The organism is Paenibacillus tyrphae (assembly GCF_024158745.1).
GTDB lineage: Bacteria > Bacillota > Bacilli > Paenibacillales > NBRC-103111 > Paenibacillus_G > Paenibacillus_G tyrfis_A.
Genome location: NZ_JAMZAW010000016.1, coordinates 167299 through 190662, shown reverse-complemented (window position 1 = coordinate 190662; position 23364 = coordinate 167299). Strand labels below are relative to the sequence as shown.

The following is a 23364-nucleotide window of genomic DNA, read 5'->3' as shown; positions in this document are numbered from 1 at the left end:
CTATCTTAAAACAGCTTTTTCACTAAGGCCCAATGCAAGGGGTACCCGCCAACAAACCGCGTTTGCTGATACTATTTGCTGTAATACTTTTCTAGCACATTAAGAACAGACTTTACTGCTTCTTTTGTAGTAGCAGTTTTTGCAGTTGTTTTTGCATTTTGAGTTACAGTAACAATAAGGTTTTTATATGTGTAAGTCGCCATATCAGTTCTATCCAACAATTCACGATCAGCTCCGTCGTATCCTGAAGTAGAATCCCAAGCAACCAAGTTATTTCCCATATTTACTTCTGTATAAGCGAATCGTACATATAACTGGATTGATTTATCATTATTTTCAAATATAAATTGTTGTTGCGTTGTATTTAAATCACTAACTCCACCTTTAAGAGTAATTGTATCCTTTTTGTTAAATGTAAAATCTCTTTCTATTAAAAAAATTGTTTTCATTGGTGGAATTAAAGAAAAACCACTTATAACTATATTGTTTTTAAAATTCTCCATTAATTTTGTGAAATCATCGTAGTTTTGTGTGTTTTTAATTTCTGTAATGTTTTCGTTGGATGCCGTGATTGTTGGTTTATCGGTTTTATCCGAACAACCTACTAGACTAATGGAAATTATCAAACTACTGATTAGAAATAACGATGTTTTCATCAATACATCCCTCCTAGTAATAATATTACTTTTAATACAATATATTCTAATCTTGTAAAACTATAAAAACAAGTTGATCAGTATTTTTAATAGTTATTTATGAAAAAATGTATTTAGGTTGTTGATATAACAAAAATTGATAGTGATGAAAGAATTCCCAATACGAAGAGAGTTAACATTACCCAATAAATTTTGAGCTTTACTTTTTGGTTTTCTATCAATTTCCTTATGAACAAGAATAGTATTAAATAATTTACTAAAAATAGCTTCGGGGAATGGGCTTCAAATCGAAAATACAGAGGCGACTATACTTGGGATGTGTCCAGTCCTAAAGATGAAGAAGGTAGACGTAATGGCAACAAGAAAAAACCTCAAGAACAACAAATCTTTATCCCGGGTATTATTCCAGCTATCATAAATCCTGACCAATAGGATCGGGTCAATAAAAAAATGATCGAAAGGAAAAGAACCGGTGGAAGGATGAAAGCCAAAGTGAATTATTTATTGACTGGCAAAATTGTTTGTGGCCAATGCGGAGCGCTTTATGCCGGGAATTCGTATCGAAATCCTAAGAGTGCCGATAAAACATTGCTGACGTATTATAAATGCCAATCGAAATGCGGAAACACCAGTGTTCGCAAGGATGATATCGAACGGATTGCCATTGAACAGTTAGTCGAACATTGTTTTTCTGATGAAGGGACGACCCAGATCGTTGCAAGAGTCCAAGAACTTTACAAGCAAGAAAAACAACAATTTACAAATGATATCGAGCCAATTAAGAAAGAGCTCGAAGAATTGGATAAGAAAATCGAAAATTGGATCGAAGCACTTGGAAACGGAGTTAAAAGCGTTGTAGAGAAAATTAAACAAGCAGAGCAACGTAAGGAAGCTTTGGAATATGAGTTACAACGGGCAGAAGTAATACAGAACACAAATGTTTTGGATGATGCACTAATTTTAGCGATTATAAACGACAAGAAGCACCTGCTTTTGTCCGGTGAAGAAGAGGACAAGAAACAAGTGCTTCAAGAGTACGTTGACCGTGTCGTGATTCAGCCTTCCACCGATATCAACCAATACGATGCGGAAATCACGTACAGGGTTTTCAGTAATGGAGACGAGGGGAATCGAACCCCTGTCCGAAAACAAGTCATTTAGGCTTCTACGGGCGCAGTCAGACTCCGAGCGCCGGCTTCTTTTTTTCGGATCGCCGAATAAAAGGAGCGGACAGCCAATAGATTGATAAAGAGAAAATGGACATGGCCCCGGGGAAAATTGCCTGTCTCGCGGGCCGCTGTCAAGAACCGAAGCGTCCGACAAGGAGGGAACTGCCGATGCTTCACTTGGTCGCCTGTATCAAGCAGGTGCCGGATACGAAGATCATCAAGATGAACCCGAAAACGAACACGATGGACCGCTCCAGTGCGCCGGCCATCCTTAATCCGTACGATGCGCATGCCGTGGAAGAAGCGGTGCGTCTCAAGCAGCGATACGGAGGAACGGTGTCCGTCGTGACGATGGGACCGCCGCCCGCGGTCAAAGCGATCCGCAAATGCATCGAGATCGGCGCGGACGAAGGCTACCTGATCACCGACCGCGCATTCGCCGGGGCGGACACGCTGGCAACCAGCTATTCGCTGACGAAGGCGATCGACAAAATTGCCAAGATCAAGCCGATCGATATGATCCTCTGCGGCAAAATGACCATCGACGGCGACACCGGCCAAGTCGGTCCGGGCATCGCGCGCAGACTGGATATTCCGCCGCTGACGAACGTCCGCAAGATCGTCGAAATTAACAAGGACGAAGGCTACGCCATCATCCACCGTAAGCTGGAGGACGGCTATGAGGTCGTTCGTTCGACGCTACCGTGTCTGTTCTCCGTCGAAAAGGACATCAACGACATCCCTTATTCGCCGCTGCCCAACATGCTGCGGGCGGCGCGGTACCAGCCGGTCGTCTGGTCCGTGGATGACTTGGAGGCGGTGGACCGCACGAAGCTCGGTCTTAAAGGGTCTCCGACGATTGTTGCCAAGGTATGGCCGCCGGAGAAGCCGAAGGGCGGGGAGCTGCTGGAGGGAGCCCCTGCGGAGCAGGCGGGCAAGCTGCTCTCGATTTTGCTGGAGAAAAAAGAGCTCTTCCGCGTTCAAAACGGAGGTGAAAGCGGATGAACCTTCAGGATTACCGCGGCGTGTGGGTGTTCATCGAGCAGAAGAACGGCGCGATTGCGCCGGTGTCGCTGGAGCTGCTGGGGGCCGGACTTAAGCTCGCGGATAAGCGCGGCGTGCCGCTGGCGGGCATCCTCATCGGCGACGGCGTCCGGCTTCTGGCCGCCGAGGTCATTGCTTACGGGGCGGACACCGTCTACTTGTACGACAATCCGATCTTCCATCATTACCGGACGGAATCGTTCATGAGGGCCGTCATCGAGGCTTGTCAGAAGCACAAGCCGGAAATTTTCCTGTTCGGCGCGACGTCGACGGGCAAGGACCTCGCCAGCGCGGTAGCGACGGATCTTGCGACCGGGCTGACGGCGGATACGACGCAGCTGGACGTCGATGCGGACACCGGGCTGCTCGAAGCGAGCCGTCCGGCGTTCGGCGGCAACATCATGGCCACGATTTTGTGCAAAAAGGACCGCCCGCAGATGGCCACCGTGCGCCCGAAGGTCATGAAGCGGCTGGCCCCGGACTCGAAGCGCAAGGGGGACATCGTCGAGGAAGCCGTCTCCGTCCGCGAAGAGGATCTGCGCACGAAGGTGCTGGAGATCGTCCGCGATACGACGCAGCGGGTGCGGATTGACGAGGCGGACGTGATCGTCGCCGGAGGCAAAGGACTTGGCGGCCCGGCGGGCTTCGAGTTGATTCACCGGCTGGCGGAGACGCTGGGCGCTTCCGTCGGAGCGAGCCGTGATGCGGTGGAGGCCGGATGGATCGAGCATCATCACCAGGTCGGGCAGACGGGCGTCACCGTGACGCCGAAAATTTATTTTGCCATCGGCATTTCTGGGGCGATCCAGCATTTGGTCGGGATGCAGAACTCGGGGCTCATTATCGCCATCAACAAGGACCCTGCCGCTCCGATCTTCGGGTCCTGCCATTACGGCATCGTCGGCGATGCGTTCGTCATCGTCCCGCTGCTGATCGAAGCGTTCCAAAAAGCGCTGCAAAGCGAGGTGCCTCAATATGGCTGAAAAATTCGACGTCATCGTGGTCGGCGCAGGTCCGGCCGGGACGTCTTGCGCCTATACGTTAGCCAAGGCCGGTGTAAACGTTCTGCTCATCGAAAGGGGGGAGTACCCCGGCTCGAAAAACGTCATGGGCGGCGTCCTGTACCGCAAAACGATGGAAGACATCGTTCCGGGATTTTACAAAGACGCGCCCGTCGAGCGGCCGATTGTCGAGCAGCGCTTCATGATGCTGGATAAAGAATCGGCGGTCACCTTCAGCTATAAGGGGCTGGAGTGGGGGCAGGAGCCGTACAACAATTTCACCGTGCTGCGGGCCAAGTTCGACCAGTGGTTTGCGGAGAAGGCAGTACAGCAGGGCGCGCTGCTGATCAACGAGACGGTCGTGCTCGAATGCATCACCCAGGACGGGCGCGTGGTCGGCGTCCGCACCGACCGCCCGGATGGGGACCTGTATGCCGACGTCGTGGTGCTCGCGGACGGCGTCAATTCACTGCTGGCTAAGTCGCTCGGCTTCCATAAGGAATTCCGCCCGGACGAAGTGGCGCTGGCCGTCATGGAAGTGCTGAAGCTGGACCGCAAAATTATCGAAGACCGGTTCAGCCTGGAAGGCGACCAAGGCTGTACGTTCGAGATTTTCGGCGATTCCACCCATGGCATTCTCGGCACGGCGTGGCTGTATACGAACAAAGACAGCTTGAACATCGGCGTCGGAGCGATGCTGTCCGGGCTGATCAAGCGCAAGCTGAAGCCGTACGAACTGCTGGAGTACGTCAAAACGCATCCGATCCTGCGGCCGTATATTCAGGGCAGCGAGCAGCAGGAGTATTTGGCCCACTTGATCCCGGAGGGCGGCTACCGCTCCATGCCGAAGGTCGTCGGAGACGGCGTGATCGTGGTCGGAGACGCCGCTCAGCTCGTCAACGCCATTCACCGCGAAGGCTCGAACATGGCGATGGCGTCCGGCGTGCTGGCGGCGGAGACGATTCTGGAAGCGAAGGAAGCGGGCGATTATTCCGCCGCACGGCTCGATAAGTACCGCACCCGGCTGCTGGACGGCTTCGTGGGCCAAGACTTGAAGAAGTACAAGGACGCGACGCATCATTTTGAGAAATACCCGCATTACTTCGAAAAATATATCCCGCTCATGAACCGGGCGGCGGGCGAAATGTTCACCGTCGACGGGACGAGCAAGAGGGAGAAGCAGCGCAAAATCTGGCAGGGCATCGGTACCGCCGGCGAGAAGTTCAAGATCGCCCAAGATTTGTTCAAGGCATGGAGGGTGATGAAATGAGCGACCAGCCCAAGGGAAAAGGGCAGACCATCGAAGAAAAGCAGTACTTGATCCGGTTCAAGGCGGATACGAATTCCCATCTCCACGTGCTCGATTACGATATCTGCGCGACGAAGTGCCCCGACAAGATCTGTACGATTTTTTGCCCGGCTGAAGTGTACAAGTGGGAAGAAATCCGGATGCATGTCGGCTACGAGGGCTGTCACGAATGCGGTAGCTGCCGCATTGGCTGCCCGCATCAGAACATCAAATGGGAATACCCCAAGGGCGGTCACGGGATCATCTTCCGGCTGGGGTAGCTGCACATGTTTGCGGTGGGGGATTGCGTCATCTTTATCCCGGACGGGGCGAGGGGAACGGTTGTCGCCGTCAACGGGTCGTTCTGTCACATCGTTTGGGAAGATTGGTTTACGAGCTGGGAGAAAGCCGAGGAGCTGCGGAAAGAAGAAGAATGAACAAAAAAGAGAAGGAGCGCATCCTTCTCTGAGCTTGTTGAAAAAGTGGATTTTTACAGAAATAGAGAAACATACGGAGGTGGGGTATCTACTGGAGGAGCGATAGCGTTCGCCTTTGTCTGCGGGAAATATCCGCTACTAAGCGGCTTCAATCAAAATTTCCCGCTGACAACAGCGACCGGAAGTAGATACCCCACCCCCTCGTACACCTCTATTACCTCAATTGACCACTTTCTCAACACTCTGAGAGAAGGAGCGCATCCTTCTCTTTTCGTATTACTTGATCGTTTGCAGCATTTCGTTTAAGGCTTGTATCAATCCGTCATTCAATTGGGACAACGCTTGCTTGTCCAGAGGGCTTTTCTGGGAACCCGCCACTTCGGGGTTCAGGCTTTTTTCGAGCTTCTCGTACAGCTCGGCATTGCGCGGGCGCACGCCGTCCTCGAAGGCGCTCCATACGTCTTCCAATTTAGGGCCGAGCTCTTTCACCTTCGCTTCGTTCCCGGCTTCGATTTCTTTTTTCAAATCGCCGGCAATGCCAAGCATTTGAGTGGCCCCGGCTTTGATCTGGTCGACGGGAATTAACTTTTGCGACAGCTCGTACAGCGTTTGGATCAGTTGATCGTTTGCTTTGGACAACACTTCTTTATTCAGGGGCGATGCTTTGGTCGCCGCGATGGCCGGGTCGAGATTTTTTTCGATTTTCTCGTACAAGTCCGGGTATTTCGGCTTGACTCCGTCTTCGAAGGCGCCCCAAGCGTCTTCCAATTTAGGTCCCAGCTCCTTGACCTTGGCTTCGTCGCCGGCCGTTGCCGCTTTTCTCAGCTGCTTCGCCGTTTTCAGCAGTTTGGCGGTTCCTTCTTTGATAGCCGCGTCGGATACGGTTTTGTTCTCAGTTTTGGACGGTGCGGGGGAAGCTTGTCCGTTGTTCGCTTGGGCCGATGGAGCCGGCGCAGAGCCGCAGGCGGACAGGAGCGAGGCAGAGAGGAGCAGGGTCGCGGTGATCAGGGATACATGCTTGTTCATTCGAAATACCTCCGATGTCAATGTCTAGGATGTCAATTTGGCCGAGCGTTTGCTGATGCGGCTCCCAATAAGGAAGGCAAGAGCGACGAAAGCGATCATGAACTGAGGGATGGCGCTTTCCCATGAAGGGAACATCCCGAGAAAATCGAGGCTGGGCAGCAGAGAACTGTTCGATGTTCCCAGCGTACCAGCCAATTGCAGGCTGTGAATGCCTAGACCGGTAAATTTGATGCACAGATAAAAGACGATCAGACTCGAAACCAGGAAAAACGGACGGATCGGTAGTTTCATGCCTACATACAGCATGAGGAAGGCGAGGACGGCCAAGATGCCCAGGCCGAGCAAAATGCCCAGCAGAAGCTGCTGAAGGCTGATTTGATTCACCATTCCGATCAAGAACAGCACCGTCTCGGTGCCTTCCCGGAAAATGGCGAGGAAGGAAAGCACGGCTAGGGAAAACACATTGCCTGTGCTCAGCGCCGTTTCGGTCTTCGCACGGATATAGTCGTTCCACTGCTTGACGTTGGATTTGCTGTGCAGCCAGTAGCTCATGTACAGCAGCATGGCCGCAGCGAAAATTCCTGTCCAGCCCGCGATGAGAAAGTTATTCGTGCCGAAAGCCCCCGAGGAAAACACAAACTTCACGATGACGGCCAGGATGCCGCTCAGGGCAAGCCCAGCCAGGACGCCCGACCAGATCCACCGGCTTCCTTTGGCCGACTTGGACTTTTTCACAAACGCGAGCAGTGCGCCTACGACGAGCAGCGCCTCCAGTCCTTCCCGAATCGGAATCATGGCCGCATCCCATACGGTGTAGGTCGTCTTTTCCGCAAGCGGCGCAAGATACGCGATCATGTCGTCGATCCGTTTCGCCGCGGCATCGTACTGCTGCTTGGTGATCATGGCCTGGATCACGACCATGTCCCGTTCGGAATCGCTGTAAACGGAAGCGGATTGCGCGACGACATGGCCTTCGACGCTGAGCCAGCTCTCGCGTACGTCGCCGATCCCTTGCAAAGCCGCCGTTTGATCATGCTTGGCAACGCTTTCTTTCGTTTGCTTCAGCAGGGTGATAAAGCCGGGAAGCGTGATGTTGGTTTCCTTGCCGTCCGTTCCTTCGGCGTATTGGCCGTGGACATAACGTTCCAGCACTTGCCGAAGCTGCTGAAGCGCGGAAACGATCTCTTCCTGCTGATTCACCAGAAGCGCATAATCGACTTGCCCCATCTGGGATTCAATGTCTTTGTAGGCTGCCTTGGAATCGGTCTTGACCGTATCCTCCACGTCCATCCATTGATCATGGAATTGATCGTACAAGGCTTTGGCCTTGGCCGGATCTTGTTTTGCAGCATCCAGCGCTTGCGAGATGACCGCGACGGCTTTGGTCATATGCTCGACGCCTTCGCTGGAAGCATTCGCCGACAGAGGATGAAACAACAGGCTAAACGCCAGAACCAGGCCGATTAAAGCGAAAAACGGTTTGTGCATGGAACCCCTCGCTCTCAAAAAATGGAACCTAATTAAGATTGATAATCATTATCAATAACGTTAACGTGTCTAATTTTACTTGAACGCAAATTCGCAGGTCAATAAAAATTTTAACGCTAAACGATAGTAAATGTTACCAACCCGAATCTGTTACCGGGGGCCATGGTTCAGCTTTGGCGGTCACCGTTTTTTGCACAATTTTATCCCCTAAAAAATGGAATGTATCCCTTACTGCCCTGCCGAAGCCGTGGTTAAATGAGAGTACGAACCCAGTTCGAAAGGGGGTGAGCCTACCGCTGCTGTCGTCGTTTGGTGGAGGGTATTCCGGTATTTTTTATCCATATTTCAGGAGGGATTAATGAATGAGCTTTGCGCAAATCGCGCTTCGGCGCACGTTTAGGAAAGCGTTTTCGTTGACCATAATCGCTGTGCTCCTGCTTAGTCTGATTCCGGCGATGGCGCTCGGCGCGGCCGAGTGGCAGCCGAACACCGCCTACAAAGCCGGCGACGTGGTTACCTACGCGGGGCAGACGTACACTTGCTTGCAACCGCATACATCGCTGACCGGCTGGGAGCCGCCGAACGTCCCGGCCTTGTGGAAGGCCGGCGGCAGCGGCGGAACGGATACGCAGCCGCCGAGCGCTCCGTCCGGCTTGAAGGCGACCGGCAAAACGTCCAACAGCGTAACCCTCGCGTGGAACGCTTCGACGGATAACGTAGGCGTCACGGGCTACGACGTGTACAACGGGTCTGCGGTCGCGGCGAGCGTGACGGGAACGACCGCCACGGTCGGCGGCTTGTCCGCGAACACGGCGTACACGTTCACGGTGAAAGCGAAGGACGCGGCCGGCAATGTGTCCGCCGCAAGCCAAGCCGTCACAGTGACGACGGACCCGGCGTCCGGCGATACGCAGCCGCCGACGGCGCCGACGAATCTGACCGTCACCGGGAAAACGTCGTCCAGCATCTCGCTGTCCTGGACGGCTTCCACGGATAACGTGGGCGTCACCGGCTATACGGTGGAGTACGGCTCCGGCAGCCTGAGCGTCGCGGGCACGACGGCGACGGTGGCCGGGCTTGCCGCCGACACGACGTATACGTTCACCGTGAAGGCAAAGGACGCAGCCGGCAACGTTTCAGCCGGAGCGAGCGTGCAAGGGAAGACCGAACCGGTGCCGTCCGGAGGCGGAGGCAAGATCGTCGTCGGCTATTGGCACAACTTCGATAACGGGTCCTCGGTACTCAAACTGCGGGACGTCTCGAAGAAATACGATGTGATCAACGTCGCTTTTGCCGAGCCGGTTTCTCCAGGCAGCGGTACGATCGCCTTTACGCCATTCAATGCGACGGTGGACGAATTCAAAGCGGATGTCGCGTATTTGAAGAGTCAGGGTAAAAAGGTGCTGATCTCCTTGGGCGGCGCCAACGGTACGGTGACGCTGTCCGATGCGACGAAGAAGCAGCAATTTATCAGCACGATGACCTCGATTATCCAAACGTATGGCTTTGACGGCATCGATATTGACCTGGAAGGCAGTTCGGTGGCGCTGAACGGCGGCGATACGGACTTCAAAAATCCGACCACGCCGGGCATCGTGAACCTGATTGACGCGGTCCGTACGCTCAGTGGCACGTTCGGCAGCGGCTTTGTGCTGACGATGGCGCCGGAGACGGCGTACGTACAAGGCGGGATGGGCGCTTACGGCGGCCCTTGGGGCGCGTATCTGCCGATCATCCATGCGCTGCGCGACAAGCTGAACTATATTCACGTTCAGCATTACAACAGCGGCTCGATGACGGGGCTTGACGGCCGCTCTTACGCACAAGGCACGGCGGATTTCCACGTCGCCATGGCCGAGATGCTGCTGAAGGGCTTCCCAGTCAATAACAATGCGAACAACGTCTTCCCGGCGCTGCGTCCGGAGCAGGTCGCCATCGGCGTACCTGCGGTACCGAGCGCGGCCGGAGGCGGGTATACATCGGCGGCTGAGGTGCAGAAGGCGATCACGTATCTCGTCAAGGGCACGTCGTTCGGCGGCAGCTACAAGCTGCAAAACCCGGCCGGCTATCCCGGCTTCAAAGGACTCATGACTTGGTCCATCAACTGGGATGCGGCGAGCGGCTACGGCTTTGTCAACAGCCACCGTCCTTTCTTGGACGGCCTGAAATAATCGTATTGCTGTAACTTAAAAAAAGCCTCCGGCTCCTATGGACGGGATTCAGCATCCATAGGCTCGCCGGAGGCTTTATTCGTGCGACCGATCAATGACCGGCGGTATAAGTGTCGGGGGAAGCGCCGTCCAGAAACGGGCTGCGCTCGCCGATGTGGTACACGTACAGCTCGTGCATCGCCCGCGTGCAGGCCGTGTAGAACAGCTTGCGTTCGGCTTCCCGGCCGTATTGCTCCATCGAGGCGTTGTAGATGACGACCGCGTCGAACTCGACACCCTTGGCCAAGTACGACGGGATCACTAGCACGCCGGGCTCGAAGGAGGCCGTCTCCGTCCCGACGAGGCGAAGCGGGACCCCTGCGGCTTGCAGCGCGTCGCATGCTTCCCGGCTCTCCGACGCCGTCTTGCAGATGACGCCGATCGTCTTGTGGCCGTCCGCCAGCAGGGCCCGGATGCGCCCGGCGACCTTGGCGCTCAGATCGGCCCGATCTGCCGCTTCCGTAACGACCGGCAGGCTGCCGCCGCGGTTGAACGGCTCGATGGCCGTGCCGTCCGCCAGCAGGCCGCGGGTGAACTCGACGATCTCCCGTGTCGAGCGATAGCTTCGCGTCAGCACGTTCGTCTCCGTATGCTCCGTCCCGTACAGCGAAGTCAGCGGCGCGAAGCCGTCCGTATTGGCGGAGGCATGCGCATAGATGGCTTGGTTCCAATCGCCGAGCACGGTCATTTTGCTGCGCGGGAACAGCCGCCGGATGAAAGCGAATTGGAACGGCGTGTAGTCCTGTCCTTCGTCGATGAAGACGTGACGGATCGTATTGTTCGTCTGGAAGCCCTCGATCCGCTCCTTCAAGTACAAATACGGCGCCCCGTCTTCACTGGCCAGTTCGCCGCGCTCCAGCTTCTCTGCCGTCTGCTTGCATATGTCCTCCCAATGCGGCGGCAGGCCGGCTTCGGGCGTGAGGTCCGCGAAGCGTCCCGGCTCGGCGAACAGCTGCCGGTACACGGCGGGGATGTCGATGAATTCGAGCCGCTTGGCGCTCACGCGGAGCGGCTTGAAATGTTCCTGGACGACCATGACGGCCAGCAGCTCCTGCTCGCGCTGGAAGTCGTTGAACGTGTCTTCGGCATACTGTTTTTTGCGCTGCAATTGATGGTAGGCCTGCAGGTACGCTTCCTTGTCGAGCAGCTCGATCTCGTCCTCGACCCACGGCTTGGACCGCTCCCGCCGCCCCAGCCGCTTCAGCTCCTTCAGCAGCCATTCGGAGGTCAGGATCATCCGGTTCGGAATCGGCAGCGCCGGATCGAGGCTGTAGAAATAGGCTGCGATCTGTCCGCCCGCGACGATAGGCTCCCCGCGGAAGCTCACGTCCTTGAACAACAGCCCTTCGCTGCCGAGCCGCTCTGCATACCGCTCCAGCATATGCATGAAGGAAGTGCCCGCTTTGAACAAAATTCCTTCGATTCGCGCGTCATAGCCGGGGTCTCCGGCCGCCGTCAGCGTGTATTCCGCTTGCTCGAACGGGTCTTCCACACGGAACGTGCCGCCGAGCCGGTGCTCCAGATATTCCTGGAACGTCGTCTGCTGCATGTTTTCCTCTCCGAGCTCGGGCAGCACGGTAGAGACGTAGCTGTTGAACATCGGATTGGGCGAGAAGAGCACGATCTGCTCCGCGCTCAGCGTTTCCCGGTACCGGTACAGGAGGTACGCGACCCGCTGCAGGGCGGCCGACGTTTTGCCGCTGCCCGCCGCGCCCTGCACGATCAGCAGCCGGCTGCGCTCGTTGCGGATGATTCGGTTCTGCTCCTTCTGAATCGTGGCGACGATGCTCTTCATCTGGGCGTCCGAATGCTTGCCGAGCACTTCCTGCAGCAGCTCGTCGCCGATCGTGACGCCGGTGTCGAACAAGCTGCGGATGACCGCGTCGCGAATAATATATTGCCGCTTCAGCTCCATCTCGCCGGAGATGACGCCGCCGGGCGTCTCATACTGCGCCGGTCCCGGCGGGTAGTCGTAGTACAGGCTCGATACGGGAGCGCGCCAGTCGTAGATCAGGAACTGCTCGCCGCTCTCGTCCAGGAACGATCCGATGCCCAGGTACACGGCTTCGGCGCGCCGCTCCCCGTCCTCCAGAAAATCGATGCGTCCGAAATACGGGGTCGTCTGCAATCGTTTCAGCTTTGTCAGTTGCTTCTGGGCGTGCCGGTGGCTGTGCTCGCGGCCGGTAAGCACCTCCGCTTGCTGCTTCAAGCTTGCGTACGTTTCCGCGACTTCGTCGGGAGCGTCCAGGTTGACGGTCACATCGTCCCAAAAATGCTTGCGGATATCGACGATATCCGACCTCAGCTCGCCGACCTCCCGCTGGAGGGTGTCGATGCGCTTGCCGATGTCCCGGGTTACCCGTTCGACCCGCTCCTGCTCTTCCTGCCACACTTGCTGCATGTTAACCACGTTACCGCCCCTTTTTTCAAAAGATTTGACAAATCGCCGATTCATGTGTTACTATGATAGTGGGTAAATTTAAAGAGTGGAACCACAATATAGGTGGCGACCAATCTCCATTTTAGCATGGTTCTGCATGCAATTCAATAGAAGTACATCATCGCACGCTAACAAACGGAGACGCACATGACGCCTCCGTTTTTTTGTTGCAGTCCCCCGCGCACCGCCAAGACCGAGAACCAGCCCGAAAAAGGCAAGCGGCGAGGTGCCGTACCTTCCGCTTTCGCTAAGCCACTTCAACGCGCCATCAGAATAAAGCGGACATGAAAGTTGGTTTCCCTATTCACTATCGCCGCTCCTGTGGCGAAGTATACTATATACCTATCGTTTTACAAGGGGATCGCACATTCCTTAATGTCACGTTGGAAGAGGGTGGGGGTATGTCGCTAAGTAACTACATTATGGAGTCCAAGTCGTTTTGTAACCATGCGGGGATGAATCCGCAAGAGATTCCGTTTCCCAAAGTCGTGATGACGCCGAAAGAGCTGGAGGACAAGCGTCAGGACTACGAGGAAATCTTGTCCGTCGTCCAGTTTTTTGGAAACAAAATCTTGGATTCGATGAAGGGCACGCCGATCTTGTTGTCGGTTGCCGACGCACGGGGATTCATCCTGCATATGATGGGGGATGAAACCATCAAGAACATGATCAATCAGCTCGGCATCCGCACCGGCATTCAATTCTCCGAGGAAGTCATGGGCACCAATGTGGTGAACCTTTCTTTGAAGCACAACGGCTACGCCATCCAATTGATCGGCCCCGATCATTACCACGAATACCTGCATCAAACCGCCTGCTACGCCGTAGCTTTTCATTATACCGATGCCAACAACCTGCTCGGAAGCATCATCATTATGACGGCGCTCGAATACCAGAATCCGCTGATGGTGACCATGCTGTCCACCACCGTGGACTCGATCGAGAGGGAGTTGATGCTTCGGAAGCAGAACCGCAAGCTGGACATTATGAATCAGATATTGATGGACAACACGCGAAACGGCATCATTATCACCGATAAAGAGGGGGAAATTACGGATTTTAATCATTTTGCTCAAGATCTTACAGGTCTGTCCAAAGAGCAAACGCTGGGGAGGTCGGTGCTGTTTCTTGAACCCATGGGGCAATACATCTATGATGTGATCCGCCACGGGAAAAAGTACGAAGATATTCAAATCAGCTTCGAGCGTAAGGGAAGCGGAACGCGCACGGTGTGCCTGTTCGACGCGTTTCCGATCTATGACGAGTACAAAGGGCTCATCGGCGCCTTCGGCCAGTTCCGGAACATTACCGACCGGTACGAGGCGGAGGAAAAATACAATTATTTGGCCAATCACGACGATCTGACCAAGCTGCCGAACCGGAGGTATTACAAGCAAGTGCTCGTCCCTCTGCTGGAGCGGGCGAAGCGGGGGCTGCATCCGTCCGGCATCGCCATTATGTATCTGGATCTCGACCGCTTCAAGCTGGTCAACGACACGTTGGGGCACTCCAACGGAGATTTGCTGCTCAAGCAAATTGCCGAGCGGCTGACGAGCAGTCTTGAGGCGACGGATCTGGTGGCGCGCATGGGCGGCGACGAATTTATGTTCCTGTTTCCGATCGTGACGGACGAGCAGCAGGTCGTCCATCGCGCCGAGCGCATTCTGAGTCTGTTCCAGCATCCGTTCAACATGAATGGGTACGAGTTTCATATTACGGCCAGCATCGGCATCGCGTTCTATCCGGACGACGGTCTCGACATCGAGATGCTGATGATTCATGCGGATACGGCGATGTACCGGGCGAAGCAGCGCGGCAAAAATCAATATGTCATTTATTCCGATGACATGCAGACGAAGTCCCACGAGAAGATCAAGATGGAAACGTCGCTGCGCCGCGCGATCGACAATAACGAATTCGTGCTGTATTACCAGCCGCAAATCGATATCAAAACCGGGGATATCAAGGGTGCCGAGGCGTTGATCCGCTGGATGCACCCCGAGCGCGGGCTTGTGTCTCCGTATGAATTCATTCCATTAGCCGAAGAAACCGGACTGATTATCCAGATGGATCAATGGGTGCTGCGCACCGCTTGCATGCAGAACAAGAGCTGGCAGGAAAAAGGACTGCCGCCGATGCGCGTCGCCGTGAACTTGTCCTCCCAGCAATTTTCCAAAGAATATCTGGCCGAGACGGTCAAAAGCATTTTGGAGGAGACCGGGCTTGAGCCGAAATTCCTTGAGCTGGAAATTACCGAAACGATGACGATGGATGTGGAGCATACGATCCCGACGCTGCGCCAGCTTCATAGTCTCGGGGTCCAGATCAGCATCGACGATTTCGGAACGGGGTACAGCTCGCTCAATTATTTGAAAAAGTTTTCGATCGACCGCCTGAAGATCGACCAATCGTTCGTGCGGGATATTATGACGAATTCCCACGATTCGGACATCGTCGGCACCATCATCGCGATGGCGCACAATCTGGGGCTGGAGGTTATTGCGGAAGGCGTCGAAGAGAAAGACCAGCTCCGTTTCCTGCAGTACCAAAAATGCAACGAAGTGCAAGGGTACTACTTCAGCGAGCCGATCCCGGCAGAGAAGTTCGAGCTGCATTTTCAGGAGCTGCAGGAAAAGGTCAAAAGAAAATATTGATGTCTTCAAAAAAGGGGATCACCATGAAAACTGTGGCTCAATTATTAGTGGAGCATTTGATTCGATGGGGCGTTACCCATGTATTCGGCATCCCAGGTAAGCCGGTGACGCCTCTGGTCATGGAGATGGACCGGCAGGGCATCGCCTTCGTGCTGAGCAAGCATGAAGGCGGCGCAGGGTTCGCAGCGGCGGGCTACGCCTTCGAAGGCGGGCGGCTTGGCGCGGCGCTGGGCACGGCGGGGCCGGGCGGCGTCAACATGCTGACCGCCGCGGGACAAGCGAAGGCGACGGGCGTGCCCGTCCTGTTCTTGACCGGGCAGCCGCCGATCAAAGAGATCGGCAAGGTGCTCGGGCAGGACAGCACGCTGTTCGGCACCGACCTCGTCAAGATGTTCGAGCCGGTGACGAAATTCAGCGCGCGCATCGAGCGCGGCGAGCTGCTGGAGACGTACTTGCGCCATGCGATCGAACAAGCCTGCACCGGGGTGAAAGGCCCCGTCCATCTCTCCATCCCCTTGGACGTTCTGACAGAGGAAGTCCGACCTTTTCTAATTCCGCTGCCGACGCATTATCCGGCGGTTTTTTCTGCTAACCTTGATCAAGTGATCGAATGGCTCGATATGGCAAGGCGTCCGGTGCTGTTCGTGGGCGGCGGCGTGCACGCTTGCCGGGCTTACGAAGAGCTCCGGCAGCTGGCCGAACGATGGAGCATTCCCGTGATGACGATGCCGGGAGGCAAGGGCACGTTCGTATCCGGACATCCGCTGTCGCTCGGACCGTTTGGTCTTGGCGGCAACGAGACGTCCAAAGCCTATATGAGCGATGGCGTCGACGTAATGATTGTCGTGGGCAGCCAGCTCAGCGATTTGGAGCTGCCCGGACTGACGCCGGACATGTACCCGCAGCGGATGATTCATTTCGACTACGAGCCGACGTTTATCGGCAAAGCGGTACCCGTGCCGGTGCTTCCGGTGCTCGGGGACTTGAAGCGCAATCTTCAAGAACTGCTGCGCTTGACGGATGGCCGTCGGGTACAGCTTACAAGCTCTTATGCCGAGGTTGCAGCCGCGTCGGAACCGGTCGTCGAAGCGGAGGAGCCGGCGGAGAGCCGCTGGCTGACCGGCCGGCAGACGATGCGCGTCCTGCGGTCGGCGCTGCCGAAGGAGGCCGTGGTGTACGGCGATGCGGGCAGCCATTCCTTTTATGCGGTGAAGCACTTGGATATCGAAGTGCCGGGGACGTTCTACTTCGAAGAAGTGTACGCGACGATGGGCCGCGCCATCGGATATGCCGTCGGCGCCCAGCTCGCGGAGCCGGACAAGACGATCGTCTGCCTGACCGGGGACGGATGTCTATTCATGAACGGCACGGAAATATCGACGGCGGTGAATGCCGGCGCTCCGGTCATTTTCGTTGTGATGAACAACGGCAGTCTGGATATGGTGGAGAAAGGGATGGCTCGGCATCTGGGCCGTGCGATCGGAACGAATTACACGGTGCCGGTGCACGCCGCCAAGTTCGGGGAAGCGATGGGAGCGGAGGCGTTCCGCTGCTCGACCGAAGCGGAGCTGTACGCTGCGGTGAAGCAGGCGCTGGCGATGAGGCGTACGGCCGTGATCGAAGTGATGGCCGACCCGCTGGAAATTCCGCCGACGATGGCGCGCGGGTAACCGGAGAGGGTTATGAATATATAAGCAGAGGTGAGCACGATGGGAAGTGAAGACCGATTAACGAATGCCGAGCGGTATGAACGGGGCATGAAGACGTTAGTGGAGATGGTCGGAGAGGAAGGAGCGCAGACGATCGGGAATATCGGCGCTTTTTTTCCGGATATGGCGCATCAGATCGTGTCCTTCGGATTCGGCGATTTGTATTCGCGCAAAACGCTGGACCTGAAGCAGCGGGAGATCATTACGATCACCTCGCTCATCACGCAGGGGGCGACGGAGCAGCTGCCGTTCCATGTGCATGCGGCGCTGAACGTCGGCTTGACGCCGGAGGAAATTTTGGAGATCGTCCTGCACTGCGCAGGCTACGCCGGGTTCCCGAAAGCATGCGGAGCCTTGAATGTGGTCAGTGAAGTATTCAAAGCACGGAACATTACGCCGGTTACGGCGTAGAATGCTAACGGTCCAAGTGCGCTTAGGAAAGCGCAGCTTGGGCCTTTTTTTGTGTTGGCTTGGAAATGACGCCTCAAATGTCGTACCAACGCCTAAATTGCTGATAGAATAGCCGAAGCCGCAATAAGAAAAAGGATTAGGCCGCGAATTTTTCGCGCCTAATCCTCTGGTTTATTTAGGCCTGAATATAAAAGTTTAAATCCTGCCCGTTTTTGACTGGTTCCTGTGCGAGCGTATAGCCGTGCTTGACGACTTCTTCCGGGACGTTGCGGAAAGCCGCCGGACAGTCGACAATCACATGAAGCAGCTGCCCCTTCTTCATGTCCCGTAATGTTTCCAGTGTATAAATAACAGGGTATGGACAAGATTCCCCTCTAAGATCCAACGTGAAATCAACTTCAACCGACATTTTTATAGTCCCCTTTCTTGAATCCAACGCCGAAGCGGTAGTTTTTTTGCCAGTATGCGGCTACGGCATATCCGATGCCCAGCAAGATCAATGTCACCAGCAGCGCGCCAGTCGGCCCCATGATCGTGAGCAGATTGATTTTGGCGCCGCTTTGTACGAGAACGTTGTAGACACCAAGATGATCCCAAGCGTAGGCGAGGGCCGTGGCCCCGATAATGTTGCCGATAAATACGGGCAAGAACACGATTTGTCCTTCCATCAGCCGGTACATCATGCCTGTCTCGCAGCCGCCAGCCAGTACGATGCCGATGCCGAACAATACGCCGCCGATAAATGTGCTTGGTGCGGCGATCTTGGTAATGGGGTCTAAGCCGTAAATCAGAATGATTAGCAGTGTCGCCACGGAACTAAAAGCCATGCCGACCGTGATTGCTTTTGTCATGGTGGCCCGCCCGCTGATCCATAGATCACGGAACGCAGATGTAAAGCAAATTTGCCCTCTTTCAATCAAAATGCCGAATGCGGCCCCGAATAGAGCAGCTACGCCCAACATCGTGCGGCCCGAGATAAAAAAGTAAACGATAAGACCTGTATATAACAATGCAACGACGGTCCCTGCAATGGGTTGAATTTTTCTGGCCTTGGCAGCGCTTTGGGCCATATTGCCCTTTTGCAGGACAGGCTTGCCTTTCCACCATCTTGTATTGACGATTTTAACGCCCGCGTAAGTGCCGATTGCGGTGGCGATCATAAATATCCAAGCATGAAATGAAAACTGAGGCACGCCGGTAAAAAGGGCAGCCAGATTGCAGCCTAGAGCCAAACGGGCGCCAACACCCGCGATGAATCCGCCAATCAGCCCTTGCAGCAAGCGGCGCTTTTGCTTCGGAACTCTTACCTTAAAATTATTGCTGAGCAAAATCATAATCAAGGCGCCAATGAACATGCCCCACACGATCCAGCCGTCTGTTCTGCTGAAGGTCGTTCCATCCATATGAATCAAGCCGTAATAGGCCCAATCGGAAATATCCACGCCGAAAAGCTGCAAAACGTGACCTCCCAAACGAGTGAATTCACCGGTTACAGCCCACACGGTTCCGGTAATTCCGAAGTAGAGTGCGCTCAGAATACCTGCAATTCCCATCGCGGCATAGGGGCTCCAGTAATTGTTGAGCAATTTGCCTAACATGTGTTTCATTTTTCTTATCCCTTCAATCTGTCAAAATGCAATCCTTGATCGGTTTGTATGCGGCAACACACTTCTTATGTATACCGGAGTGAAAATGCCATCTCCATTTTACTATAATCGGCGTCAGTTGTGGGTGATACGATTCATACAGAAAGAAACCGTGTGCGCTATAAGCTGCTCATTGATGGTAGGAAGCGGGGGAAAATCAGATGTTGGGGGAGGAAGGGCTTTTTTTGTATACCTAAGAACACCGCCAAGATAGGATGCACGGAAAATAGATGTATATAGAAGGCTTCGCAGGCATGTTATTTATCGGCCACGTCTTCTTTCTCGTTTACCGAGACAATAAGTTGGTCGACGGTAATATCCAAGGCTTCGCAAATTTGCTCTAATGTGCGAATGTAGACTCTGTCTACGGAATTAGAACAGAGATGGTTGATGGTTGCGGGGCGCATATTCATTCTCAGTGAGAGCTGCCGCTGGCTAATTCCTCTTTCCTCTAACAGTTCCTTCAATCGGATTTTAATTTTCATATGGTATTCCTCCACTAAAGAGAAGCTACGTTTAACAGTATAACTCACAAATTACTATAGCATAAGAATCAAAAGATATCATTGAAACTTACGCTTAAAGGTAATATAATATTTACATACTCTTAAGAGTAAGACTCATAAAAGTATCAAAACATTGGTGGGAGGGACAAATATGGAAGATGCAGCCAAGCATAAGATCTTGTTAGGTGAAGAAGCTAAGTTACTGTTGCAGATTCAAACGTGCCAAGAAGTTATTTTCACACTCAAAAGTATTGTTCGTCAGCGTGGAAAAACGTTGCATATGTTGACGATGGAAGATATCCTTACGCTCATTCACCAGATGGAGATGGATTTCCGGGTCGAATTGCTCCATGTCAACCTTGAGCAAGCTAGGCAAGATAGTAAGTATCATTAGATTTGCTGGAGTATAATAGATCAAAGAGGATAGCTTTCGGCAAAAGAGGCGGAAATTACAACGGGAAGTGGTTCGATTTGTCTGATGCAGCCAAGGCAATTAACGAGTTGGCGAGAGACTGTTGTTATTCGGAAGAAGAGATGATAAAGAGTCTTGAACTTCTGATAACTCAACTTGAATTGGGGCAACAATTGGAGTTGCACAGTTTGCTTTCGGAGGAGGCCTTAAGCATGATTTATTCTTTTAGAAAAAGATTGGCCGTCGCTCCGGCAGTACAAGAGCATCTCGTATGGCGATACTTTAGTGGGAAAGTCTCGAAAAGTGGCGACAGCATTGACGCAAAGCTTTTTGATGAAATGATTCAAGAATTCATCGATTCTAGGTCGCTGGGTATCGAAAGCATTATTATACAAGCGGTAAAATCGGATTTTTTGACAGATTCGCAACTGGAAAAAGCCAAGTCTGTATTGACAAGCAAAGTATTTGAAAAGGAGTACCTGGCTTGTTCTTTTCGTAAAAAAATAGATTCAGGGGTGATCTTAGATTCCGGGGATATTCGTAAATTGCTTGAAATTAGAGCTTATTCCATACTAGAGCTTGCCATTGACAAAAAGGCAGTAACGTCTGATGGCCTGAATTGTTTCGTGGCTCCGGGAGAGGGTACACCGGATAAAAAAATGAAATCGAATCTATTCCGAAAAGCGCGGCTAAATTGAACGTGATCCTAACTATTCTACTACAATGCGTCTGGCTCACGTTTAATCGCCGGCCACATGGATCGCTTGGCTTTGGCTCAAGGCATCGATTAAACAGTCCAACGCTGCATGATGCCTGTAATCTATAAACAATCTGATTTGTTTCAAATCTCCGACAAAATGGTGCAGATCGGGTTGATGAAACCGGATATTCGTCTTGTAGTAATCCTTGATTTTTCTTAAATAGGGATAACTGCTCCAATGCGGCCCACCCATGAATATAGCTTCGTGTAAACTGCTCGGAATTTCAATGAATCCTGCCTTGGCGCCTTTGTCATCGTATAGGATAATATCCAGTCCCATAGTTCCTCTAAATGTATTGCATGTGATGATGGCGTGCAATAACCTTGCCGAACTGCAAGCTGCAAACCGATTTTATTTTAATGCGCGGTATCCCCGGATTCAAGCTCGACGAGCAAGAAAAAATTTCTTGACACAAAATTAGTTAGGTGCCATACTATATTCATGGCTAACGATAACAAAGTTTGGAATCAGAATGATGCGATTCCCTCGCTTGTCCAATCGAAGCGGCAGCTTGAGCGTTATGGGCTGGACGTTGACGCGCAGGCCATCCTTGTCGCTACCAGGCTGTTGGCAGCGGGGACGAAGCTTGGGCATGCCTCGGAGGTTCATTTTGCAAGATTCGGTTTATCGACAGGGCGGTACCGGGTGCTGGTCGAGCTGGAGGATAACGAGGGAGAAGCGTTGCCGTCGCAATTGGCAGAGAATTTGGGTGTTACGCGGGCTACAATGACAGGGCTTATCGACACTCTGGAGCGGGACGGACTCGTATCCCGCCGGACCAGCGCTCAAGATGGCCGTCAGAGATCGGTCGTTCTGACGGAGGAAGGAGCGAAGAAGCTTCAAGCTATGGCTCCGGAGCACTTCGCGAGGCTGGAAGCGATGGTTGGCCTTCTCAGTATCGAGGAGCGCGGCGTATTTCTTGACCTGCTTGGCCGGGTGACGCAAGGCATCTCGGCACTTACAGACGAGACGATTGAACCAGACAAACCGGCGGGCGAGCTGCAAAGAAAGAAGCGCAGCAGCAAAGAGTAAAACGGGCTAGAATAACTAGCCCGTTTTCACTCCCATATAGTTAGGTTCCTAATTATATGTGGTATAGATATTCGCAAGAGAAAGGAGCAAGTGTATGAACAGGATGGAATCCGCGGATAAGCGCGGAGGCGCTCCTTACAGCGCGTCTGCCGGTTCTGGCGCGAGCCATTTTGTGCTGTGGCGAGAAGTCGTCATGGCCTATGCCTCCCCTGCCGTCATGGCAGGAATCGGAGGATTGGTTACCGCCGACAAGGGTCTTCAAATTGCGGCGCTGACCACCATTGGCGGAGCATCGGCCTTGATCGCCTGGATGCTGGGCCTCTGGCTGCGAAGCGCGGGAGGCAGAAATCGGTGGATCGCCAGCGCGAATCGCGTAGTTGTCACAGGTGCTTTTGCCTTGGGCGGGGCTGCGCTTGGCTTATTGGCCGCCTGGGCCACGATCTATTTGTTCGGAATCGTACGGCCGTTCGATCACGCGGCTTGGCTGGACCGGGTATGGTTCGATTTTCCGCTGTCCGGCACGATTGCAAGCACGATAATCACATGGCGCTGGCGGCTTGCCGTCCGCAAAAAATTTTCATTCAAAGGAGAAGAGAGAAAATGATTGTTATTCTGGGAGCAACAGGTACGATTGGCAGTGCGCTTGTGAAACGTTTGGTTGAACTCGGTGTGCCCGCGCGGGCGCTGAGCAGAGAGCCGGAGAAGCTGCGGCATCGGCTTGGGGAGTGGGGCGTAACGACGATTGAGATCGCAGCGGCCGACGCAGTCGATCCTGAGTCGATGCGGCGCGCTTTCGCAGGGGCCAGCCAGCTTTTCCTGGCGATGTCCAACAGTCCGAGACAGGTCGAGCTGGAGACTTCGATCATTCGGATGGCCGCCGAAGCCGGAATCGGGCATATCGTAAAAATATCCAGCCCCGCCTACGATCCGAGCGCCCCGGTGGCCGTCGCGGGATGGCACCACAAAATCGAGAAAGTCTTGTCCGAATCCGGGCTCATACATACCGTGCTCCGTCCCTATGCGTTCATGCAAAACCTGCAGCGTCTTGCCCCCACAGTCGTCAATCAAGGGGTGTTCTACGGCTGCATGGGCGAAGCGGCATGCAATTTCATCGACTGCCGGGATATTGCGGACGTTGCCGCAGAGGCGCTGACCAACCGCGAGGTCGCCGGCCATGTGTACACACTTACTGGGGCGGAGGTTTTCAGCTATCCGCAGATTGCGGACAAACTGTCTGCCCTGCTCGGCAAGCCAGTCCGGTACATCAATATGGACCCCGAAGCGCTGCGCCGCGATCTGATGGAATTCGGCCATATGCCTCTCTGGCTTGCGAACCATGTGGCGGGAATTCAGTCCATGTCGGTGGCGCTGCCGGAAAAGCCTACGGATACCGTGAAACGTCTGCTCGGTAGAGAGCCGCGCACGCTGGATGCTTTTCTGCGCGAGCATGTGGACATGTTCAGGTAACGGGCCC

At 53.9% G+C, this 23364-nt stretch carries 23 protein-coding genes; 15 read left to right on the top strand and 8 right to left on the bottom strand.

Annotated elements, in window-relative coordinates; translation table 11 throughout:
- Positions 1–71 precede the first annotated feature (71 nt).
- The gene (locus tag NI000_RS23640; protein WP_253413848.1) at positions 72–656 is read right to left on the bottom strand and encodes a hypothetical protein; all 585 of its coding nucleotides are present in this window, start codon (positions 654–656) and stop codon (positions 72–74) included.
- Between the two features lie 480 nt (positions 657–1136).
- Here NI000_RS23640 and NI000_RS23635 point away from each other — a divergent pair, with 480 nt between their 5' ends.
- The 6 genes from NI000_RS23635 to NI000_RS23610 all read left to right on the top strand — a co-directional run bounded on the left by NI000_RS23635 (position 1137) and on the right by NI000_RS23610 (position 5595).
- Positions 1137–1817 (top strand): zinc ribbon domain-containing protein, encoded by a 681-nt coding sequence (locus NI000_RS23635; RefSeq protein WP_253413847.1) that lies wholly within the window; start codon positions 1137–1139, stop codon positions 1815–1817.
- A gap of 176 nt (positions 1818–1993) precedes the next feature.
- Positions 1994–2830: an electron transfer flavoprotein subunit beta/FixA family protein gene (locus NI000_RS23630; RefSeq protein ID WP_253413846.1), complete on the top strand. Its 837-nt coding sequence runs from the start codon at positions 1994–1996 to the stop codon at positions 2828–2830.
- Complete coding sequence (locus NI000_RS23625) at positions 2827–3852, top strand: electron transfer flavoprotein subunit alpha/FixB family protein (RefSeq protein WP_253413844.1); 1026 nt, start codon at positions 2827–2829, stop codon at positions 3850–3852. The genes NI000_RS23630 and NI000_RS23625 overlap by 4 nt, the downstream gene beginning before the upstream one ends.
- Positions 3845–5140: an FAD-dependent oxidoreductase gene (locus tag NI000_RS23620; RefSeq protein WP_253413842.1), complete on the top strand. Its 1296-nt coding sequence runs from the start codon at positions 3845–3847 to the stop codon at positions 5138–5140. The genes NI000_RS23625 and NI000_RS23620 overlap by 8 nt, the downstream gene beginning before the upstream one ends.
- A complete protein-coding gene (locus NI000_RS23615) occupies positions 5137–5439 on the top strand; it encodes a ferredoxin family protein (RefSeq protein ID WP_010500576.1) in 303 nt (100 codons plus the stop codon). The genes NI000_RS23620 and NI000_RS23615 overlap by 4 nt, the downstream gene beginning before the upstream one ends.
- Before the next feature lie 6 nt (positions 5440–5445).
- Positions 5446–5595: a hypothetical protein gene (locus NI000_RS23610; RefSeq protein ID WP_253413841.1), complete on the top strand. Its 150-nt coding sequence runs from the start codon at positions 5446–5448 to the stop codon at positions 5593–5595.
- Positions 5596–5871: 276 nt separating this feature from the next.
- Here the strand turns inward: NI000_RS23610 and NI000_RS23605 are convergent, their stop codons facing one another.
- Together NI000_RS23605 and NI000_RS23600 are read right to left on the bottom strand one after the other, a co-directional pair.
- A complete protein-coding gene (locus tag NI000_RS23605; protein WP_253413840.1) occupies positions 5872–6621 on the bottom strand; it encodes a hypothetical protein in 750 nt (249 codons plus the stop codon).
- Between the two features lie 24 nt (positions 6622–6645).
- Positions 6646–8109, bottom strand: coding sequence for an FTR1 family iron permease (locus tag NI000_RS23600; RefSeq protein WP_253413839.1), 1464 nt, complete (start codon positions 8107–8109; stop codon positions 6646–6648).
- A gap of 362 nt (positions 8110–8471) precedes the next feature.
- Between NI000_RS23600 and NI000_RS23595 the strand changes: the two genes are divergently transcribed.
- Positions 8472–10280: a fibronectin type III domain-containing protein gene (locus NI000_RS23595; protein WP_253413838.1), complete on the top strand. Its 1809-nt coding sequence runs from the start codon at positions 8472–8474 to the stop codon at positions 10278–10280.
- A 91-nt stretch (positions 10281–10371) separates the two neighbouring features.
- On the opposite strand, the gene helD is transcribed toward NI000_RS23595, so the two are convergent.
- Positions 10372–12720, bottom strand: a complete 2349-nt coding sequence (gene helD, locus NI000_RS23590; protein WP_253413837.1) for an RNA polymerase recycling motor HelD — start codon at positions 12718–12720, stop codon at positions 10372–10374.
- 440 nt (positions 12721–13160) lie between these two features.
- On the opposite strand from helD, the gene NI000_RS23585 reads away from it, so the two are divergent.
- Genes NI000_RS23585 through NI000_RS23575 form a run of 3 tightly spaced genes read left to right on the top strand, consistent with a single transcriptional unit; the run spans position 13161 to position 17533 of the window.
- Complete coding sequence (locus tag NI000_RS23585) at positions 13161–15413, top strand: EAL domain-containing protein (RefSeq protein ID WP_253413836.1); 2253 nt, start codon at positions 13161–13163, stop codon at positions 15411–15413.
- Positions 15414–15436: 23 nt separating this feature from the next.
- Positions 15437–17083, top strand: a complete 1647-nt coding sequence (locus NI000_RS23580; RefSeq protein ID WP_253413835.1) for a thiamine pyrophosphate-binding protein — start codon at positions 15437–15439, stop codon at positions 17081–17083.
- A 39-nt stretch (positions 17084–17122) separates the two neighbouring features.
- On the top strand, positions 17123–17533 hold the full coding sequence (locus NI000_RS23575) for a carboxymuconolactone decarboxylase family protein (RefSeq protein ID WP_036687966.1): 411 nt from the start codon (positions 17123–17125) through the stop codon (positions 17531–17533).
- Positions 17534–17708: 175 nt separating this feature from the next.
- On the opposite strand, the gene yedF is transcribed toward NI000_RS23575, so the two are convergent.
- From yedF to NI000_RS23560, 3 genes are all read right to left on the bottom strand, one after another.
- The gene (gene yedF, locus NI000_RS23570) at positions 17709–17942 is read right to left on the bottom strand and encodes a sulfurtransferase-like selenium metabolism protein YedF (RefSeq protein WP_054974725.1); all 234 of its coding nucleotides are present in this window, start codon (positions 17940–17942) and stop codon (positions 17709–17711) included.
- On the bottom strand, positions 17932–19140 hold the full coding sequence (yedE, locus tag NI000_RS23565) for a selenium metabolism membrane protein YedE/FdhT (protein WP_253413834.1): 1209 nt from the start codon (positions 19138–19140) through the stop codon (positions 17932–17934). Before yedE ends, yedF begins: the two co-directional genes overlap by 11 nt.
- 296 nt (positions 19141–19436) lie before the next feature.
- The gene (locus NI000_RS23560; RefSeq protein ID WP_253413833.1) at positions 19437–19664 is read right to left on the bottom strand and encodes a helix-turn-helix domain-containing protein; all 228 of its coding nucleotides are present in this window, start codon (positions 19662–19664) and stop codon (positions 19437–19439) included.
- Positions 19665–19836: 172 nt separating this feature from the next.
- Between NI000_RS23560 and NI000_RS23555 the strand changes: the two genes are divergently transcribed.
- Positions 19837–20079 carry a hypothetical protein gene (locus NI000_RS23555; protein ID WP_253413832.1) on the top strand — a complete coding sequence of 81 codons (243 nt, stop codon included), beginning with the start codon at positions 19837–19839 and terminating at the stop codon, positions 20077–20079.
- Positions 20080–20156: 77 nt separating this feature from the next.
- Positions 20157–20795, top strand: coding sequence for a hypothetical protein (locus NI000_RS23550; protein WP_253413831.1), 639 nt, complete (start codon positions 20157–20159; stop codon positions 20793–20795).
- Positions 20796–20837: 42 nt separating this feature from the next.
- On the opposite strand, the gene NI000_RS23545 is transcribed toward NI000_RS23550, so the two are convergent.
- Complete coding sequence (locus NI000_RS23545; protein ID WP_253413830.1) at positions 20838–21176, bottom strand: hypothetical protein; 339 nt, start codon at positions 21174–21176, stop codon at positions 20838–20840.
- 123 nt (positions 21177–21299) lie between these two features.
- On the opposite strand from NI000_RS23545, the gene NI000_RS23540 reads away from it, so the two are divergent.
- From NI000_RS23540 to NI000_RS23530, 3 genes are all read left to right on the top strand, one after another.
- A complete protein-coding gene (locus NI000_RS23540; protein WP_253413829.1) occupies positions 21300–21890 on the top strand; it encodes a MarR family winged helix-turn-helix transcriptional regulator in 591 nt (196 codons plus the stop codon).
- Positions 21891–21984: 94 nt separating this feature from the next.
- On the top strand, positions 21985–22494 hold the full coding sequence (locus NI000_RS23535; protein WP_253413828.1) for a hypothetical protein: 510 nt from the start codon (positions 21985–21987) through the stop codon (positions 22492–22494).
- Positions 22491–23357, top strand: coding sequence for an SDR family oxidoreductase (locus NI000_RS23530; protein WP_253413827.1), 867 nt, complete (start codon positions 22491–22493; stop codon positions 23355–23357). Before NI000_RS23535 ends, NI000_RS23530 begins: the two co-directional genes overlap by 4 nt.
- Positions 23358–23364: the final 7 nt, after the last annotated feature.

Bases quoted from the DNA above. Each gene is read 5' to 3' on its own strand.
- NI000_RS23560 (WP_253413833.1), bottom strand. From the start codon at position 19,664: ATGAAAATTAAAATCCGATTGAAGGAACTGTTAGAGGAAAGAGGAATT.
- NI000_RS23620 (WP_253413842.1), top strand. From the start codon at position 3,845: ATGGCTGAAAAATTCGACGTCATCGTGGTCGGCGCAGGTCCGGCCGGG.
- NI000_RS23540 (WP_253413829.1), top strand. From the start codon at position 21,300: ATGGCTAACGATAACAAAGTTTGGAATCAGAATGATGCGATTCCCTCG.
- NI000_RS23625 (WP_253413844.1), top strand. From the start codon at position 2,827: ATGAACCTTCAGGATTACCGCGGCGTGTGGGTGTTCATCGAGCAGAAG.
- NI000_RS23600 (WP_253413839.1), bottom strand. From the start codon at position 8,109: ATGCACAAACCGTTTTTCGCTTTAATCGGCCTGGTTCTGGCGTTTAGC.
- NI000_RS23595 (WP_253413838.1), top strand. From the start codon at position 8,472: ATGAGCTTTGCGCAAATCGCGCTTCGGCGCACGTTTAGGAAAGCGTTT.
- NI000_RS23640 (WP_253413848.1), bottom strand. From the start codon at position 656: ATGAAAACATCGTTATTTCTAATCAGTAGTTTGATAATTTCCATTAGT.
- NI000_RS23580 (WP_253413835.1), top strand. From the start codon at position 15,437: ATGAAAACTGTGGCTCAATTATTAGTGGAGCATTTGATTCGATGGGGC.
- NI000_RS23530 (WP_253413827.1), top strand. From the start codon at position 22,491: ATGATTGTTATTCTGGGAGCAACAGGTACGATTGGCAGTGCGCTTGTG.
- helD (WP_253413837.1), bottom strand. From the start codon at position 12,720: ATGCAGCAAGTGTGGCAGGAAGAGCAGGAGCGGGTCGAACGGGTAACC.
- NI000_RS23575 (WP_036687966.1), top strand. From the start codon at position 17,123: ATGGGAAGTGAAGACCGATTAACGAATGCCGAGCGGTATGAACGGGGC.
- NI000_RS23605 (WP_253413840.1), bottom strand. From the start codon at position 6,621: ATGAACAAGCATGTATCCCTGATCACCGCGACCCTGCTCCTCTCTGCC.
- yedE (WP_253413834.1), bottom strand. From the start codon at position 19,140: ATGAAACACATGTTAGGCAAATTGCTCAACAATTACTGGAGCCCCTAT.
- NI000_RS23585 (WP_253413836.1), top strand. From the start codon at position 13,161: ATGTCGCTAAGTAACTACATTATGGAGTCCAAGTCGTTTTGTAACCAT.
- NI000_RS23615 (WP_010500576.1), top strand. From the start codon at position 5,137: ATGAGCGACCAGCCCAAGGGAAAAGGGCAGACCATCGAAGAAAAGCAG.
- NI000_RS23610 (WP_253413841.1), top strand. From the start codon at position 5,446: ATGTTTGCGGTGGGGGATTGCGTCATCTTTATCCCGGACGGGGCGAGG.
- NI000_RS23555 (WP_253413832.1), top strand. From the start codon at position 19,837: ATGGAAGATGCAGCCAAGCATAAGATCTTGTTAGGTGAAGAAGCTAAG.
- NI000_RS23535 (WP_253413828.1), top strand. From the start codon at position 21,985: ATGAACAGGATGGAATCCGCGGATAAGCGCGGAGGCGCTCCTTACAGC.
- NI000_RS23635 (WP_253413847.1), top strand. From the start codon at position 1,137: ATGAAAGCCAAAGTGAATTATTTATTGACTGGCAAAATTGTTTGTGGC.
- yedF (WP_054974725.1), bottom strand. From the start codon at position 17,942: ATGTCGGTTGAAGTTGATTTCACGTTGGATCTTAGAGGGGAATCTTGT.
- NI000_RS23630 (WP_253413846.1), top strand. From the start codon at position 1,994: ATGCTTCACTTGGTCGCCTGTATCAAGCAGGTGCCGGATACGAAGATC.